Annotated in this window: 14 protein-coding genes; 2 read left to right on the top strand and 12 right to left on the bottom strand. The window is 63.5% G+C overall.

Features of this window, described 5'->3' with window-relative positions:
- Window positions 1-19 precede the first annotated feature (19 nt).
- Entirely contained in the window at window positions 20-184 is a 165-nt protein-coding gene (locus GTP27_RS23640) for a hypothetical protein (RefSeq protein WP_202416888.1), read from the bottom strand.
- A gap of 49 nt (window positions 185-233) precedes the next feature.
- Window positions 234-2,690, bottom strand: coding sequence for a S9 family peptidase (locus GTP27_RS16745; RefSeq protein ID WP_161040311.1), 2,457 nt, complete (start codon window positions 2,688-2,690; stop codon window positions 234-236).
- Window positions 2,691-2,853: 163 nt separating this feature from the next.
- Here GTP27_RS16745 and GTP27_RS16740 point away from each other — a divergent pair, with 163 nt between their 5' ends.
- Window positions 2,854-3,381, top strand: a complete 528-nt coding sequence (locus GTP27_RS16740; protein WP_229634067.1) for a CcdC protein domain-containing protein — start codon at window positions 2,854-2,856, stop codon at window positions 3,379-3,381.
- 73 nt (window positions 3,382-3,454) lie between these two features.
- Here GTP27_RS16740 and GTP27_RS16735 read toward each other — a convergent pair whose 3' ends face one another.
- From GTP27_RS16735 to GTP27_RS16715, 5 genes are all read right to left on the bottom strand, one after another.
- Window positions 3,455-6,286, bottom strand: a complete 2,832-nt coding sequence (locus GTP27_RS16735; RefSeq protein WP_161040310.1) for an ATP-binding protein — start codon at window positions 6,284-6,286, stop codon at window positions 3,455-3,457.
- 3 nt (window positions 6,287-6,289) lie between these two features.
- Window positions 6,290-7,087 (bottom strand): hypothetical protein, encoded by a 798-nt coding sequence (locus GTP27_RS16730; RefSeq protein WP_161040309.1) that lies wholly within the window; start codon window positions 7,085-7,087, stop codon window positions 6,290-6,292.
- Window positions 7,080-8,459: a hypothetical protein gene (locus GTP27_RS16725; protein WP_161040308.1), complete on the bottom strand. Its 1,380-nt coding sequence runs from the start codon at window positions 8,457-8,459 to the stop codon at window positions 7,080-7,082. Before GTP27_RS16725 ends, GTP27_RS16730 begins: the two co-directional genes overlap by 8 nt.
- Window positions 8,460-8,560: 101 nt before the next feature.
- On the bottom strand, window positions 8,561-9,334 hold the full coding sequence (locus GTP27_RS16720; protein WP_161040307.1) for a DUF3108 domain-containing protein: 774 nt from the start codon (window positions 9,332-9,334) through the stop codon (window positions 8,561-8,563).
- 1 nt (window position 9,335) lies between these two features.
- Window positions 9,336-10,487, bottom strand: a complete 1,152-nt coding sequence (locus GTP27_RS16715; protein WP_161040306.1) for a DUF3108 domain-containing protein — start codon at window positions 10,485-10,487, stop codon at window positions 9,336-9,338.
- A gap of 114 nt (window positions 10,488-10,601) precedes the next feature.
- Between GTP27_RS16715 and GTP27_RS16710 the strand changes: the two genes are divergently transcribed.
- Window positions 10,602-11,297: a PhaM family polyhydroxyalkanoate granule multifunctional regulatory protein gene (locus GTP27_RS16710; protein ID WP_161040305.1), complete on the top strand. Its 696-nt coding sequence runs from the start codon at window positions 10,602-10,604 to the stop codon at window positions 11,295-11,297.
- Between the two features lie 38 nt (window positions 11,298-11,335).
- Here the strand turns inward: GTP27_RS16710 and GTP27_RS16705 are convergent, their stop codons facing one another.
- The 5 genes from GTP27_RS16705 to GTP27_RS16685 all read right to left on the bottom strand — a co-directional run bounded on the left by GTP27_RS16705 (window position 11,336) and on the right by GTP27_RS16685 (window position 16,506).
- A complete protein-coding gene (locus GTP27_RS16705) occupies window positions 11,336-11,551 on the bottom strand; it encodes a hypothetical protein (RefSeq protein WP_161040304.1) in 216 nt (71 codons plus the stop codon).
- Window positions 11,552-11,680: 129 nt separating this feature from the next.
- Complete coding sequence (locus tag GTP27_RS16700; RefSeq protein ID WP_161040303.1) at window positions 11,681-13,381, bottom strand: tetratricopeptide repeat-containing response regulator; 1,701 nt, start codon at window positions 13,379-13,381, stop codon at window positions 11,681-11,683.
- On the bottom strand, window positions 13,378-14,124 hold the full coding sequence (locus GTP27_RS16695) for a sensor histidine kinase (RefSeq protein ID WP_161040302.1): 747 nt from the start codon (window positions 14,122-14,124) through the stop codon (window positions 13,378-13,380). The genes GTP27_RS16700 and GTP27_RS16695 overlap by 4 nt, the downstream gene beginning before the upstream one ends.
- Before the next feature lie 127 nt (window positions 14,125-14,251).
- Window positions 14,252-15,931 carry an FAD-dependent 5-carboxymethylaminomethyl-2-thiouridine(34) oxidoreductase MnmC1 gene (gene mnmC1, locus GTP27_RS16690; protein ID WP_161040301.1) on the bottom strand — a complete coding sequence of 560 codons (1,680 nt, stop codon included), beginning with the start codon at window positions 15,929-15,931 and terminating at the stop codon, window positions 14,252-14,254.
- An 11-nt stretch (window positions 15,932-15,942) separates the two neighbouring features.
- Window positions 15,943-16,506, bottom strand: coding sequence for a DNA-3-methyladenine glycosylase I (locus GTP27_RS16685; RefSeq protein ID WP_161040300.1), 564 nt, complete (start codon window positions 16,504-16,506; stop codon window positions 15,943-15,945).
- Window positions 16,507-16,529: the final 23 nt, after the last annotated feature.

Below are 16,529 nucleotides of genomic sequence, written 5' to 3'. Positions count from 1 at the left end.
GCTGGGCCGGTAAGGCGATCTAGCTCGGGTGGTGGTCCGGCACCGGATCATCCTGCGGCACAGGATGCGGCACGGCAGGCGGCGCCGGATCATCAGCCGGTACCGGATCGGGCGCACGGTGCAGGTACAGCGCGACGGGATGTGGATAGAGATGGGGCTTGGGCATTGCAGCAGGCGTCAGCATGAACACTCTCCTTGCATCAGGGTAGCCTTGATTGTACGCCTGCCGGCGCTCAGGGTTGCGCGTGCCTGACGTATTTATCCAGCCACAGGTTGGTTTCATACAGCATATGCAGAATCGATTCGCGTGCCCGGTAGGCGTGCGCCTCGTTGGGCAGCATCACCAGCCGCGCCGTGCCGCCCAGCCCCTTGATGGCCTGAAACATGCGCTCGCTCTGCACGGGAAACGTACCCGAGTTGGCATCTTCCGCACCGTGGATCAGCAGCAGCGCGTCCTTGATGCGGTCGGCATAGTTAAACGGCGACATGGCCTGATACACCTGCGGCGCCTTCCAGTAGGGCCGCTCCTCGGACTGGAAACCGAACGGCGTCAGCGTGCGGTTGTAGGCGCCACTGCGGGCTATGCCGGCGCGGAACAGCCGTGTGTGCGCCAGCAGGTTGGCCGTCATGAACGCGCCATACGAATGGCCGCCGATGGCTATCCGGTGGCGCTCGGCCACCCCGCGCCGCACTACTTCCGCCACCGCCGCTTCGGCATCGGCCACCAGTTGCGGCAGATAGCTGTCATTCGGCTCTTCTTCGCCCTGACCGATAATCGGGAACGACGGATTATCCAGCACCGCATAGCCCATGGCCAGAAACGCTGCCGGTCCCCAGTAGCTGACGGCGTTAAAGCGGTAAGGCGAACCGGTGGTCTGGCTGGCCGCGCCGGAGGATTTGAACTCCTGCGGATAAGCCCACATCAGCAGCGGCAGCGGACCGTCGCGCTGCACGTCGTAGCCGGGCGGCAGCATCAGCGTCGCCGTCAGCTCCACACCATCGGCCCGCTGGTAGCGGATCTGCTCCTTCTGCACTTCGCGCAACTGCGGCGTCGGATGCGGGTAACGGGTGATGGCCAGCAGCTGCTGTCCCTCTGGCTTGCATAGGTCGCGCAGATAGTAATTGGGCCGTTCGCTCGGCGTTTCGCGCGTGGTCAGCAGCAGCGTGCCCTCCTGATTCAGCACCGCCGCCACATTTTCGAAGTACGGCGCCGCACTCTGGAACAGCCGCTCCTTGCGCAGCGTATCGAGATACAGCCGGTCGAGGAAAGGCCGGTCGCCTTCCGGCGTCGCACCGGCGCCATCGAGCAGGATGCTGTTATCGGCGCCGATCAGCAGGCGCGCGAAGCCGTTGGCATCGGCGCGCAGCACGGGCGCGCCGGGGCTGTTGTAGCGGTCCTCGTATGAACCGGCATACACCAGCTGGGGCGCTGCAGCCGGATGATCAGGCTGCAAACGCCACTGGCGGAAGTCGCGCGTCTTGTGCCAGCGCTCGTTGACCAGCGCCAGATCACCGCGCCCCCACGCCGCGCCGGCATAGCGCATCGCCAGCCGCGCCAGCACCTGGGGCGGCGCGGTGAACGGCGCAACATGCTGGTACAGCACATCGCGCACGCCATCGGCCACGGCACGGGCGGGGTCGCCACCATCCTGCGCTTCCGCCCACACCAGTGTGGCCGCCGCATCGGCACGCCAGCCCACATTGCGCACACCGGCCGGAACGGCGTCGTTCCCCGGCGGCAGGCCCTCCTCCAGCGGCAGATCGGCCACCATGTGCTGCACTTCACCGGCCAGATTCAATACTTCGATGCGCTCGCCGAAATTCGAGGCCGGCACCAGATACGAGTACGGCCGCGTCACGCACTGGCTGAGGATGTGCTGGCCGTCCGGCGAAATCGCCGTACGGGCATAGGCAGCAGGCGCGCCGATAGCCTGCGCCTTGCCATGCAGGTCCAGCCGCACCAGTTGCACGGTAATGTAATGCTCGAACAGGCGCGCATCATGTTCATTCTTCAGCAAGTCCTGATAGGTGCGCAGCTGGCGCATACCGGCACCCGCATCGCTGTCCTGCATCACGGGACCACGCGGTATGCCATCCGACACGGGCGCCTTGCCGCTAGCGGCGGGCCGCCAGTGCACCAGCAGGCCGCTGCTATCGGGCAGCCAGCTGAAGCCGCGCGTCAGCACGGCCGACAGGGGCTGGGCCGACAGCCGCGCTGCCTTGCCTGCCGCAATATCGAGCAGCCACAGTTCCACCGCGCCCTTGTCGCCTTTGAAAGCCACATGGGAAAACGCCAGATAGCGCTGGTCGGGCGACCAGCTCATATCGGCCAGCCGCAGATTGCGCGGCAGGCCGCGCACGCGGCGCGGCTTCTGCGTCGCCACTTCCAGCAGCGACAGGTCGGTGCCGAACGAGAAGCGCGACTGGGCATAGATGCGGGGATTGATGCGCAGACCCGCCAGTTTCAGTTCCGGCTGCGCCACTTCGGCGATGCCGGGCAAAGCGGGGGTCTGCACTACTGCCAGCAGGTCACGCTGCGGGCTCAGGCTCATGGACGGCGCACGCGGCGCATCGACGATCTGCTGCAAGGCCAGCGGCGGCAGGGCGTAGCCATCGGCAGACACTTGCAGCTGCGGGGCCGGCGCCAGCAGGTCTGCCGTCAGCGGCAGCTTGGGTAATGCTTGATTCATGGGTTTCCTTGTCACTGCTAGCAGGCCGCAAGGCTGCGCCTGTAGAGCTACCTGAGCCCAGTTTGCTGACGCCGCTATCGCTTGTCAAGGCAGGGGCTGCGCAGACTGGCGTACAATCGCGCTTCTCGACTGACTTCAAGATGCTGTTGAAATGAATATTGAAATGACCACCCTCACCCTGCTGCTACTGGTGCCTCTGGCCGTGTGGCGCATCTATTCGCGTCTGAAGACGCTGCTCGGACGCACCCGCTCGGAACTGTGGCGCCATTACAGCACCGCCGTGATCAGCGCCGGCAGTCTGGGCGTGATCGCCGCCACCCTGCTCGGCAAGTGGGAAGCGCTGGGCGCGCTGCTGGCCGGTGCCGCCATCGGTGCGCTGCTGGGCCGCCACAATGTGCAGACCACGCGGCTGGAAAACACGGCAGAAGGCTTTTTCTATACACCTAACCGCCGTATCAGCCTGCTGATACTGATGCTGTTCATCAGCCGCCTGATCTACCGCCTGTTCGAAGCCTATCTGCATATGCACAACCAGCTGCCGCTGGACCCCGACTTCCTCGGCCAGCCGGTAACGGCCGTGCTGTTTGGCCTGCTGGGCGGCTTCTACCTGTATTTCTCGGTCCGCCTGATCCGCTGGCGCCGCAGCACCAAGCCGGTGCCGCGCCCTATCGACATCTTCGACATCAAATAAACCAGCCGAACAAAACACAACGCCCGGATGCATGGCTGCTCCGGGCGTTTGTTTTTGCGGCCTGCGCTGGCGATCAGGCGGCCTGTGTCGCTTCGCTTGTGCGGCGCTGTAGCACGAAGATAGGCTGGGCCCACTCGGTATCCTTCTTCTTTTTGCTGGTGATCAGCGTCAGTTCGGAAGGATCGTACACGTCGGTATTGTGGGTCAGCGGCGTGGTCATCAGATACTGGGCATCGGTGTTCTTGAGGAACTCGCCCACCAGCTGGATGTTGCGGATATCCAGGTGGGCAAACGGTTCGTCGATGAACACGAAGCCGCCCGAACCATCTTCCGATTTCAGCAGACCTATCAGCAGCACCAGCGATTTCATCACCTGCTGGCCGCCCGAAGCTTCGCCGTCGTTCATGCCGATGATGCCCTTGCCGTCGAACTTGAAGCGCACATGCAGACCGGCTTGCGCCAGCAGCATATCGTCGTTCTCCAGCCGCACCGGATCGGCATGCACTTCGATGCCGGCCAGCTCGCCCAGCTCCTTGATGTTCTTGGCATAGGTCTTGATGGTGTAGCGCAGCCGCTCCATGTAGGCGCCACGGGCATTGCCGGTGGCCTCGATGGCGCGGTTGTTCTGGTAGCGGCGCTCCTCCGTCTCGGCCTGACGGCCATGCAGCTGGTCGTTGAGGCGCTGGTACTGGTCGATCACGGTGGCATCGAGTTCCCAGTCGCTGCGCGCCAGACTGGTTTCCAGACTGTGGATACGCAGATGCACCTGATGGGTATTCTGATGCTCGTCGGCCAGCGCCAGTCGGCGGGCCGAACGCTTCCAGCCTTTCGGCAGGTGGCGCCAGCTCTTGCGCAGGGCCAGCAGCGCACGCGCGTGGTCGCTACGCTGCTCCAGTTGGCGGCGATTGTTCAGACGCAGACCAGCTTCTGCTTCCGACAGCGCAAAGCGGGCGTTCTGCCACGTAGTGTCGGCACGGGTGCGGGTGACCACAGCGTTCTTGATCAGCGTCTGCAGTTCGCCCAGGCGCGAACCGACTTCCGTGCGCTCTTCGCGCAGCGGCCCGGCGTTGCGCGCCGCCTCGTCGAATTCCTCCTGACGCGCGGCTAGTTCCTTGGCTGCATCGACACCGGCCAGACGGGTTTTGAGCGCACTGATTTCCGATGCCAGCTTGGATACCACCAGCGTCAGCGCATCTTCCTGCGCTTCCAGCGCCGGCAGGCCTTTCTGGATCGCTTCCATACGCTGGGTACGGCCAGCGGAACCGAAGCGGTAGCGCGAAGCTTCCACGAACAGCGAACGGCCACCGCGGCGCTCGCGGTGGTAGGCATCCGGCGTAATCCATTCTTCATGGCTGCCCAGTTTTGCGCCCGCATCGACCGAGTCGACGCGGGTGATGCGGGTCAGCTGTTCCACCAGCCATGCCGGCACCTTGGCCGAGAACTTCACCACCGACATCAGGCTGTCATCCTTGACGCTAGGCACGTGCACCAGATCCGGCACGATGAAGTGGCGATAGCGTTCCTTCTCCGCCAGCCGGTAGGCTGCCGCAGCATCGGAGGATTTATCGAGCAGTACCACGGAGGCATAGCCGCCCAGTACACCCTCGATGGCCCCCTGCCAGCGCGCATCCGTCACCTCGACGATATCGGACAGCATGGCGTGACCGATACCGGCGTCATTCAGGGCGCGGCGCATGGCGCGCTGCACTTCCGGCTCGGGCATGGCAGTTTTACCCTGCAGCGCCGCAATGGTGGCCTGCTCGCCGGCGATTTTGCTGGCGATGGCATCGCGCGCCATACGCTGGCGCGCCAGCTCGATTTCCTTTTCCTGCAGCTGCTGCGCCACCTCGGCCAGATCGGCGCCGGCTTCGGTCGCCAGCTTCTGCAGACGGGCTTTCTGTTCCAGCAGCGAATCGAGCGGCTTGAGTTTGCCGTTGATCAGATTCAGCCGGCTTTGCAGCGCAGTCGATTCCTGTTCCAGCACGGTTTCCGTCTGCTGCGCGTCGCTCAGTGCCTTGGCCTGTGCGGCCAGTGCATTGCGCTTGTCGGACAGCTGCTGGTCGGCCTGCATCAGCGGCTTGCGCGCATCGCGCAGCTGGCGGCTAACGGCGCCGTGCTTCTCGCGCGCTTCGTGGTATTCCAGCGTCGGCAGCACTTCTTCCTGCAGATTGCGGCGTTCCTTGTTGAGCGACTCCCACTGGTGGTAGTTGGCCACGCGCAGGCGCAAGCCTTCCAGATTGGTTCTGGAAGATTCCAGCTCGGCCTCGAAGCGTTTCAGCTCCGTTTCCGTATCGCGCTGGTGACGCTTGGCTTCGTCGTAAGCGTCCAGCACTTCCTTGTCACCGAACACCTGGAACACCAGATCAAGCAGCTGACGTGGTGCATATTCGCACAGCTTGTCCGTTTCGCCCTGCTCCAGCGCCAGCACTTTGGCCATGGCGGGCGACAGGCCGGCACTGGCCAGACGCTTGCGGTAGTTTTCCACACCCAGCCAGTCGTTGCCGGCTTCGCCGATGTCTTCGATCTGCACATTCCCCGGCCGCATCAGATACTGACGCTTCCAGTCGCCGCCGTTCTTCTGGATCTGGCAGAACAGCGTTACTTCATCGTCGCTGAAAAAGCCCGAGCTGCGGAACGGACGGTTGGACAGCTGCCTGCCGACGGCGCGGTTATCCACCACGGCGCGCAGCCATGCGGTCTGCTGGCCGCTGTGACGGGCATAGTGTTTATACGTGCGGCCCATCGAGCAATCGAGCCCGAACAGGGTGCGCAGCGCATCGAGCAGCGTGGTTTTGCCGGAACCGTTCTGGCCCGCGATAGTGATGATCTTCGCGTCCAGCGGAATATTCTTGATACGTTGCCAGTAATCCCAGTGGACCAGCTCTAACGATTTAATGTGAAACATGGCTTAGCTCTCGTCTGGAAGTTCGGTATCGGCCGCGCCATCTGCTGCAGGCTCGCCTGCGGCTTCGGCGGCGGACGCGCTGGCCACAGCGTGGTTCGCATCATGGACTGCATCCTGAGCTGATTCGGCTTCCGGCTCCGCCGCCGCAGTCTGGCGCGGCACCGGCACCATCTGCGCCGGCGAACGCTTGAACACATCGGCCAGCGCGCCATTGATGATGCGCTCTTTCAGCAGGTCGGTATCCATCATCAGATCCAGCAGCGGGCCTTCCACGATCACGTCGCCGCGCCGTTCGATGAAGCCCAGCTTGGCCAGTATGCCCAGATTCATATCGAGGCGGGTTTTCTTGCCCAGCTTGTCGCCGAAGTCGGCCAGCAGCGCCTTGTAGGCTATGCCGATCGAGGTATCTTCTGCCCGCGGCAGCGGCTTCTCCACGCCGAACATATCGTTCTGGTCGTCGTCGGCATGGGTATGGCTTTCCTGCCGCTCGCGCTTGGGCAGGATGATCTGCGCCCACAGCACCACCAGCAGCGCCACGCCGTCGCGCGACAGGCCGAAGTTATTGTTCTGCCAGATATCGCGCGCGCCGAAAATCTTCGGTTCGATGGCGCGGTGCAGCGCCAGCGTGACGTGGTCGGCATACACGTTATCGAGCAGTTTCAGGCCCGTGGCCAGCAGACGCGCATCGACTTCGGCGCGGAACTGTTCGTCCGACAGCACGCGTTTGACCAGCTTGTCATCGCGGCGCAGGCTCTGGTGCGTCAGCAGGCGGGCGATCAGAATTTGGGAATCGTCATTCATCGGACTTGTCGCCTTCCGGATTCAGAGTAAGTGAGAGGGAGGCCATGGACATTGCTGCCACATGCAAATCGGGTAGCTCGACCATTTCATCAGTCGGTGCAAACTTCACTGGCAAACGCGCCAGTTCGGCGGTAGCGCCCTGCAGGCGCGCTTCGTCGGCATCGCCCAGCAGAGGCAGCAGCGAAGCGCGGTAGGACGCCACGGCGAAAGTAGCGGGCAGCAGTGTTTCGTGCACTGGCACCGCTTCCGAGGCGTCTACGCCCGCCGGCAGGTTCTGCCTAGCCTGTTTGCCGAAGGCGGCGAAGTCGGACAGCCGCTCCAGCCAGTCATCCAGCTCGCGCTGCATCTGCGGCGCGTCGCTCACCGTGGTCGGCGCGTCGGTACCGGCTGGCAGGCCGCCACTGACGGCACTGACGGCACGGTCGGCCAGCAGCTCGGTTTCGGCCACGTCTATCATTTCGGCAGGCGTGATAAACAGCGGCACCACCGGCTGGTCGATGGCATCGATCGCCAGCGAAGCCAGATCTTCGTGCAGCAGCAGCCAGCGCTTGATGTCGGTGGTGGACAGGCCGGACTGGCCCAGATGCACGCGCTGGCGTTCGATCTGGTTGAGTGCACGCGAGAACATGCCCTGCATATTCAGCAGCGCCGACTGGGCACGGCCTATCGCCTGCGCCGCCCGGTGGGTGGCGGCATCGGCATTTTCATCGGAGGTAATGGCACGCAGGATTTCCGAGCCTTTTTCCACCCAGTCGCAGGCCATATGCCATTTGGCCTGCGAAGCGCGCAGGCGGAATTCCGAACCGGAGGCTATCGCGTCGGAGAACTCCTCCGTCAGATCGACCAGACGGCCCAGCAGGTGCTGCAGCTGTTCCACCGTCACGCCGCCCATCACCTGCGCACCGGCCACCTGCGACAGCAAAAAGCCCATATCGGCTTCATCTTCGTCGTTACCCAGCGCCAGCAGGCCGTCGATAGCCGACAGCACATTGCGCGCCATGGGCGTAACGCGGTACACGGCCTGCTGCGCATCCCACGCCAGCAACTGGTTGCTACGCAGGCGCATCAGCACCGTTTCCAGACTTTCCGGCAGCAGATAGGCCAGGCGGGTGTTGATATCGGCGCGCGAGAAGGTAGACGAGCTGGTATCCGAGGCCAGCTCGCGCAGCACCAGCAGACGCACCAGCACACCGTCAAAACCGCCGTGGAACAGGGCTGTGAACACCTGCAGCAGCGGCTGCGCGCGTTTCAGGTGGTAGACCTGTTCGATCTCGTCCACCGACACATTCGGTTTGAAATGGGCTTGCAGGCCATCCTGCTGCTGATCCAGCGCCCCGTCAGGCGTGGTCTCGCTTGTTATAGGTTCTATCATTGTTTATCAATTCGTACGCAACATACACAAAGACAGCGCCGCAGGCGAAAAACCCGGGGGCAGACCCGTCCCGATTGCGGGGGCGTCAGTATAGCAGGAGCTTACTTGCGCACGACCTTTTCCAGCGTCTGGTCGACGAAGTCGCCATCGTCGTCGTTAAAGCGTACCCGCACCGGATACCAGTCCATCGACGGCGCCAGCCACAGGTCGACCTGCTGGCCCTGCGCATCCGGCGGCGGCGCTTTCACCAGATGGACGGCGTTGACCTCGCCCGTACCGATCTGGACTGCCTCATTTTTCATCACCTTGAAGCGCCATACCTCGGCATCGCGCCGGCCGGCGACAAAAAAAGCCCACTCGCTGCCCGGCTTGAACTTGTCCGGCGTGGCTCTGGCCTGCGCCGCCAGTTGCCACTGGATGCTGGTGCGATCCTGTTCGCCGCCCTTGATCGGGTAGCTGTCGTCGCCTTCGCTGAATGTGATGGTTTTGACATCGCGCTTGAAGGTGGTGTGGCTGGGGTCCTTGCGGAAGCGCTTTTCGTAGAACAGCACCGGCGCCAGCCCATAGTCATCGATACTGCCCTCGCTGCGGTTTTCCAGGATCTTGCCCAGCAAGCTAACCCGGCTCTCGGTGGCGATGGAATAGGCCCCATCGGCTGCGCGCCACTGCACGGTGGCCGAACCATTCAGACTGATGCCGCGCTGCTTGGCCTTGATGCTGTAGCCTAGTTCGGCCGAAGGCGGCAGGTTGAATGGCCGCTTGACGCTGGGATGCTCGCCTTCGGCGGCACGGGCCAGTGGCGCAGCGGCCAGCAGCGCAGCCAGTGCAGCCGGCGCGCACAGCGTGAGCAGACGGCGGAGGGACGATGGGTGCATATTATTTTCCGGTTACGTTAGTCGTGATGCGGGAAACGGTCTGAGTGGTCAGAGCCCCGCTCGCCTCGGTATTGCGCAGCTGGACGGGCAGCCAGTTCAGGCCCGGCGCCAGCCAGATATCCAGTCTGGAAGTATAGCTGCCGGGACGGGGCGGACGGGTCAGATGCCAGGTTCTGAGCTTGCCCAGCCGCGTTTCCAGCTCCTCCTCCCCCACCAGCTGAAAGCGGAAAATATTGGCCGTGCGGTCCTCGCCCACCTGCATATCGATATCGCTGGCGAACTGGTTGGGATCTGCGCGGCCTATGCCGCCCAGCTGGAAGGGCACGGTGGTCATATCCTGCGCCCCCACCAGCAGCGGGTAGCTGCGTTCGGACGCAGAAAACGTAATGGTGGCCGCATCGCGGTTGAAATGGGTGGCGGTTTCGGCCCGCCGCGCGCGCTTCTGGGTGCTGGTAGCGGGAGCGATGCCATAATCGTCGATGCTGCCGGCGCTGCGCATCACCAGCAGATTCAGGCGCGTCACCAGCAGATTCAGGCCCGCTTCCACCGAAGCCTGATACTGGCTGCCATCCGTGTGCCAGCGCATGCTGGCAGCGCCGTTCCAGCGCGTGCCGTCAGCGTCCACCCTGGCCACATCCATATCAAAATCGGCCGAAGGCGGCAAATTGACTTTGTAGCGCCGCATCGACAGCTGCTCCGCTAGCTGTGCCGCCAGCGGCGTGGCGCCATCGGCCTGCAGCGGCACCGGCGTGCCGGTCTGCGCGGCGCTGGCACCGGCCTGCTCCGCCTGCACTGGCGTCGCCAGCGTGGCGGCATCGGCCAGCACGGCCTCCACTGCCGCAGGCGTTTCAGCGGCTGGCACAGGTATCAGCGGGGCGATGGCAGGGGCATGCGCCGCTGCCTTGACGGACCGCGGCGGCAGCGCGCGTGCCGGCAAAGCCTGCGGCTGCGCCGGTTGCGGCGTGTCGACATGTTTCGGCAGGCTCAGTTTCAGCTGCGCCGTCATCAGCGAGGCAGGCAGCGCTGACGAACGCGGCGCCACCCCGGCCAGGTGGCTGCCCGCCCAGTCGATTGCCACGCCATGCAGCACCAGCGTCGCCACGCAAAACAGCAGCAGGCGGCGACGGCGACGGAGAAAAGTGGCAAGGCTCATGGCGCTAGTTTAACTGGTTCGGCGCGCCAGCGCTCCTTGCGAAATGTTGTCAAAACCTTTTGAACGCCCAGCCGTAATCTGCTACGCTAAACGCTGAACCCACTGGAGAATTCGATGGCCCATCCACAAATGCCGAACATCCCCGGCGCCAATGTCATGAACGATACGCTCGATTTCGTCAAGAACCTGTGGGGCAGCATGAGCGTGCCCGGCCTCACGGCGCCTACGCTGTCCGTGGAAGAACTGGACAAGAAAATCAATGACCTGAAAGCCGTGGAAGCATGGCTCAGCGTGAACATGAATATGCTGCGCGGGAGCATACAGGCGCTGGAAGTCCAGCGCGGCACCATCGCCACGCTGAAATCGGTCGGTGCCAGTCTGGCTTCGGCGGCGCAGCAGCCTGCCAGTAGCGATAAATCCATCTTCGATGCCAACCCTTATGTGTCGGCCTTCTTCCACCATGCGCGCACTGCCGACAAGGACAAGCCTGCCCCGCAGGAAGCCGCCAAACCGGCGCCAGAACCAGCCAAGCCGGCGCCTGAGGCCAGTGCCGCCGCAGCCAGCAAGCCTGCTGCCGGCGCGGATGCCGCTGCCGCCCCCATGGCCAATCCGGCAGCGTGGTGGAATATGCTGCAGGAGCAGTTCAAGCAGGCCGTGGCCAGCACCGTGCCGCCAGCCGCCGCCAAACCGGTAGCCAAAGCGGCTGCAGCGGCCAAAGCCAGAGCCAAACCTGCTGCCAGCGCCGGCGCCAAAAAACCGGCTGCAAAACGTGCGCCAGCCAAGCCTAAAACGGCCAGCAGCAAAGCGTAATCTGTGGCTTCGGCAGCACAGTCTGGCCTGGAGCAGATTCAGGCCAGCCGCTGTATGCGGATCGCGTCGATCAGGCCATCGGCCTGACGCTGCACTTTTTCGATATCGATCAGGCCTTCCTGTTCCAGCGCCTGCGCGCCGGAGTGGGCGCTCTGGAACGTCTCCAGCGTATCACCCTTGGCAGTGACGGGGCGTATCCACGCCACGCTGCCGACTTTCATTTTCGAATAGACTTCCCTAGCGATATCGCGCATAGCTCATGCCCTTTATATGCTCTCAATATTGATAGCAAATCAAGCCGCCAACCCGGGTACAGCGCATTTCAGTGTAATCATTTGAACTGCGGCGGACAAGCGTGGCGGTGCCGCTGTTGCGCGCCACCGTCATTCCGGCACAGGGCCGTTTTCCGCCTCGAATTCGCTCGCTGCGGCGGCCGCCACCACGCCCTGCATGGGCGCCAGCTGGGTTAGCTGCTCCATCAGCTGGGCAAAGCGCTGCTGGCCCGGCGCCAGCGTATCCACATGCATCAGCACTGCCACCGCTTCATCTGCCAGTGCCGCGTCGTGTCCATTCTGCTGCATGAACGAGATCAGAATCTGCGCTGCATTGAACAGTATGCGCAAATTGTTCGGCAGCGCCTTGCGCGCCACCCGCATCCACTCCACCGCCTCTTCCAGCTTGCCGGTCTTCCACAGCAGCACGCCGGTATTCATCATATCGGTGGCTTCCTTGCGCGCCGTCTTGATATGTTCGGCGCCCTCTTCGCTCAGGCGCGCCTTGTCGAAGATGGCCTGCACCTGATCGAGCAAGGGCAGGTTGTCGTGGTTATTGCGGGCGACAAAACACAGCAGCGAAGTGCCAGCCTCCTTCACCCCCACGGCAAACAGCAGCGACGCCATTTCCATGCAGGTTTCCGTACCGGGGCGCTGCTTGTTTTCATCGGCCAGCATGGCCTCCAGCTCTTCGCCCGACTTGCGGGCACGCCGGTAGTCGCCGCTCTCGTGATACACCAGCCCTTCGGTAATCTTGGCGCGCAGGATCACCTGATCGCCGCCGAACTGGTGGATGGCAGCGTTGAGCAGGCGCTGGGCTTCCTTGATATCGTTCTTCTGCCCGCACACGCGGGCCAGCCCGAAAAAGGCCTCCGGCGTCTTGCGCACCGAGTACTCGCCGATGTAGATACATTTGCGGAAGGCCTTTTCGGCCACGGGAATATTGCCCAGTTTGAGCGCGCTATTGCCGTAGTTCACCTGCCGCAGCACCGAATTGGGCGACAGCTTGGTGGCTTTTTCCAGCACATTAAACGCTTCTTCCGTATTCCCCTGCAGCAGATAGGAAGCGGCCAGCTGGTCGTAGGCATCGATATAGAAACGGTTGGCCGTCATCACCGACTGGAACATGGCCTGCGAGGCCGCTACCTCGCCGTTATTCATCATGATCTTGGCCAGTCCGCAGCGCGCCCAGTTGTAGTCGCGCTCTTCCAGCACCTTTTCATAGACGCGGCGCGCCTTTTCCGGCTCGCCGCTTTTCAGCAGCAGCGTGGCCTTCATGCGCAGCAGTTCGATTTCATGCAGCGGGTTGCTGGCAATCTGCTCATCGCACAGTCTGGCCGCACGCAGGAAATCCTTGTCGGCATAGGCGTGGTCGATTTCCTTGAAAATCTGCTTCTTGTTCCAGACCCGGTTCAGACGGGTCAGCAGCACGCCTTCAGTAATCGGCTTGATGACGTAGGCATCGGGCTGGTGTTCGGCTGCGCCCATCACCGATTCCACACTTTTCTCGGCCGATACCATCAGCCACACGCTGCTCGGCATCAGCAGATTACGCAGACGCGCTTCCTCCAGCACCTGCTGGCCATTCTTGCCGTCGCCAAGGTTGTAATCGCACAGCACCACGTCATAGCGGTGCTTGCCCAGCAGGACCATGGCCTCGCCGCCGCTGGCCGCCTGATCGATCTGCTTGGCGCCGAGGTTGCGCAGGGATTCGCGCAGCAGCTGGCGGATACCGACGAAATCGTCCACCAGCAGATAGCGCTTGTCCGCCCAGTCCACATCATTGGTGGCTAGCAGTTGATGGGTCGTCATGGCAGTCGTAGTACGAAGCAGCCGCCGCCCAGTGTGCCGCCATTTTCCAGCGCTATGCTGCCGTGGCGCTGCCGGTGCACATGCATCTTCGCCACCTCACTGGAAAAATACAGGCCCAGGCCACTGCTGTTGTTGAGGAAGTTGACGGCACCGTGATGGTTCTTCATGGCGCTTGTCCCCGCTTCCAGCATCACGGCAGGGAAGCCGGTGCCGTTATCTTCCACACGGATTTCGAGATAGTCGCCGTCGATGCAGATGGCCAGCCGCAGCCGGTCGCGCGTGTAGCGGATGGCGTTATTGATAGCGTGTACCAGCACGCCGATGATCAGATCTTCATCCAGCGTCCACAGTGCATTTTCGGGGTAATCCAGTTCCAGCGTGATGCCGCGCGACTGCAGCAGGATACGGGCCTGGCTGGCCACCTGCTGCACCAGTTCTTCCATGCTGTTGGCCACCGGCTCGAACGGGTAGCCGGGTTTGCCCACATCCTTGTACAGCGCCAGCAGCTGCATCAGGTTGTCGTTAAGGCGCCGGGTCTGGTACAGCATCTGCCCCAGCTGGGTGTAATCAGGATGGCTTTCCTCGCCGGCGGTGCCAGCGCCGCTGGCCATGGCGCCGGCCAGCAGATTCTCCAGCGTGCCACTGAGGACGCTGATGGAGTTTTTCATGTCATGCGCAGTGGAAGCCAGAAACATATACAGTTCCGGCGAACCCTGATACTGCGACGCTTCGTGTTCATCCATCGTCAGTGCCTCCATGGACGGCGCGGTACAAGGAAAAAAATCATGGCCGTAGCCAGCTCTCTGATTATAGCTGCTCGGCTTTGCGGCCACCAGCACCGCGCAGGCAGCCGCGCAACGCCCGCTGCGCCTATGCCTGCGGCGCGCGGCGGCGCTGCTTGAGCATGAAGCGCCCCGGCACCAGCGCATCGACCAGTGTACTTTCCAGCGGCAGGGGACGCTGCTCCAGTTGCGACACCAGCAGCTCCGCCATCAGGGTGGACCAGATGATGCCGCGCGAAGCATAGCCGAGCAGACTATATAGGCCGGCATGCACCGGCATATCGCGCAGTCTTTCGATCCGCCCGCTGCTGCCGTAGTCCGGCAGCGGTCCCACCAGCGGCAGCCGGTCCGGCGCCGCGCAGCGGAAGCCCACCCGTCCCGCCAGCGGTGCGCTGGCAGCCAGCGCCGCTACCGCTTCGCCCGGAATAATTTCGGCCAGACGGGCCAGATTCTCCTGCTGGCAGCTGGCACGCAAGTCCTTCTCGTCATCGCTGCTATAGGTAGCGCCAGCGCAGATCACGCCCTGATTGGGTGGCGTCACATAGGCTTCGCGGCACACTGCCAGCGACAGACGCGGCCCCAGCTCCTGCGCCAGATGGGTTACCTGTCCGCGCAGCCGCGCCAGCGGCAGCTGCGCCGCCTGCGCGATATCGACTGCGCCGGCACCATTGGCCAGTATCACCGTAGGCGCCTCGGCCAGCAAAGCGCCGCCTGCATCAAACACCTGCCAGTGCTCGCCCTGACGCTGCAGGCGCAGCGCCTCCTGGTGGAAGCGCTGCTCTAGCCGCGTGCCGCAGGCCGCCAGCAGGGCTGCACACAGCGAGGCGGGACGGGCCCAGCCGCCCTGTCCGAACAGCCAGCCACCATGTGGCGTGGGCCCGCCCAGCAAGGCACCTGCCGCTTCAGCATCCAGCCAGCGCACGTATTGCTGCGGGTAGTTCCATGTTGCCACCACATCCTGCTGCACCTGCGCGTGATCGGCATCGCGCGCCAGCTGCAGCACGCCGCAGCTGGCGCCTTCAAAGACGCTGCCGACGCCGCCCAGACGCTGCCACTCGCGCAAGCCGAACAGAAACGCGGCGCGAGTCAGGCGGGTGGGAATATTGTCGTCCTTGGATAGCAGCGGCATGAAGATGCCTGCCACATTACCCGACGCCTCCTGCCCCGGTGCGCCATGGCGTTCGATCAGCGTCACCTGCCAGCCTGCCGCACACAGACGATGGCAGGCCGATGCGCCGGCAATGCCTGCACCGATGACGATGGCCTGGCGTAGCGCGGGCATAGGCGGTGCGGGCAGGCGCGGCTTGCGGCTCTGATACAGCGCCCGATAGGCGGCACTGCCCGCCTGCTCGACAAAGCCCTGCTTGCGCAGCGCCAGCTTCAGCGCTTGGTCGGGCGCATCGGCCAGCAGTTCGGCTTCGGGCCTGGCCAGCCGCGCCAGCGGGCGTGCCAGCGTGGGCGCCAGTGCGCCGCGCAGATAGATCCGGTCGACCCGCGCTTCGATTTCCGGCAGCACCTGCCCGATCGCACCGACCAGCAGATCGAGCGTAACCCGCCCGTCATCGAGCACGATACGGTGAAAGCCCGGCAAATCCAGCGGCCACAGGGCGCGCAGCTGTGCATCGGCAATGCTGCTGGCCGGTGCTACCCGCGCGGTGACGGCCAGATAGAACAGCGATTGCTGCGACGCCAGCGCGCGCCATGCGGCCATGAAGCGTGCACCGTCTTCGAAGTCGGTATCGAGGATGACCTGACGGTCTGCAGTCATAGTGACGGCACTCATGGCTGGTGGCGGCAGAAACAGGCCGGATCATGGTCGTTCACCATGCCTATGCCCTGCATGTAGGCGTACACGATGGTGGAGCCGACAAATTTGAACCCAAGCTTGCCCAGGTCTTTGGATATCCGGTCCGACAGCGCCGTCCTGGCGGGACGTGCTCCCGGCTCCGGCCCCAGCGGCTGGCCGCCCACATAGGCCCACAACCATGCATCGAGTGTGGTGCCGCTGGCGCGCAGGCGCAGATAGGCCTGCGCATTGGTGATGGCTGCCGCTACTTTCAGGCGGTTGCGCACGATGCCGGGATTGGCCAGCAGCTGCGCCACCTTGTCGGCATCATAGGCGGCGATTTTCTCCGCGTCCCAATCGTCGAACGCGACACGGTAGCTGGCGCGCTTATTGAGTATGGTTTCCCAGCTCAGGCCAGCCTGCGCGCCCTCCAGATTCAGCATTTCGAACAGGCGCCGCTCGTCGTGACAGGGCACGCCCCATTCCTCGTCGTGATAGGCCAGATACAGGGGATTGGCCGGATTGGCCCAGCGGCAGCGGGTAAGGGATGTAGTCATGATGAAGTAGGTAATTCGGGTTT

The organism is Duganella qianjiadongensis, assembly GCF_009857915.1.
Taxonomy (GTDB): Bacteria; Pseudomonadota; Gammaproteobacteria; order Burkholderiales; family Burkholderiaceae_D; genus Rugamonas; species Rugamonas qianjiadongensis.
This window is presented reverse-complemented; position numbering and strand designations above follow the sequence as displayed.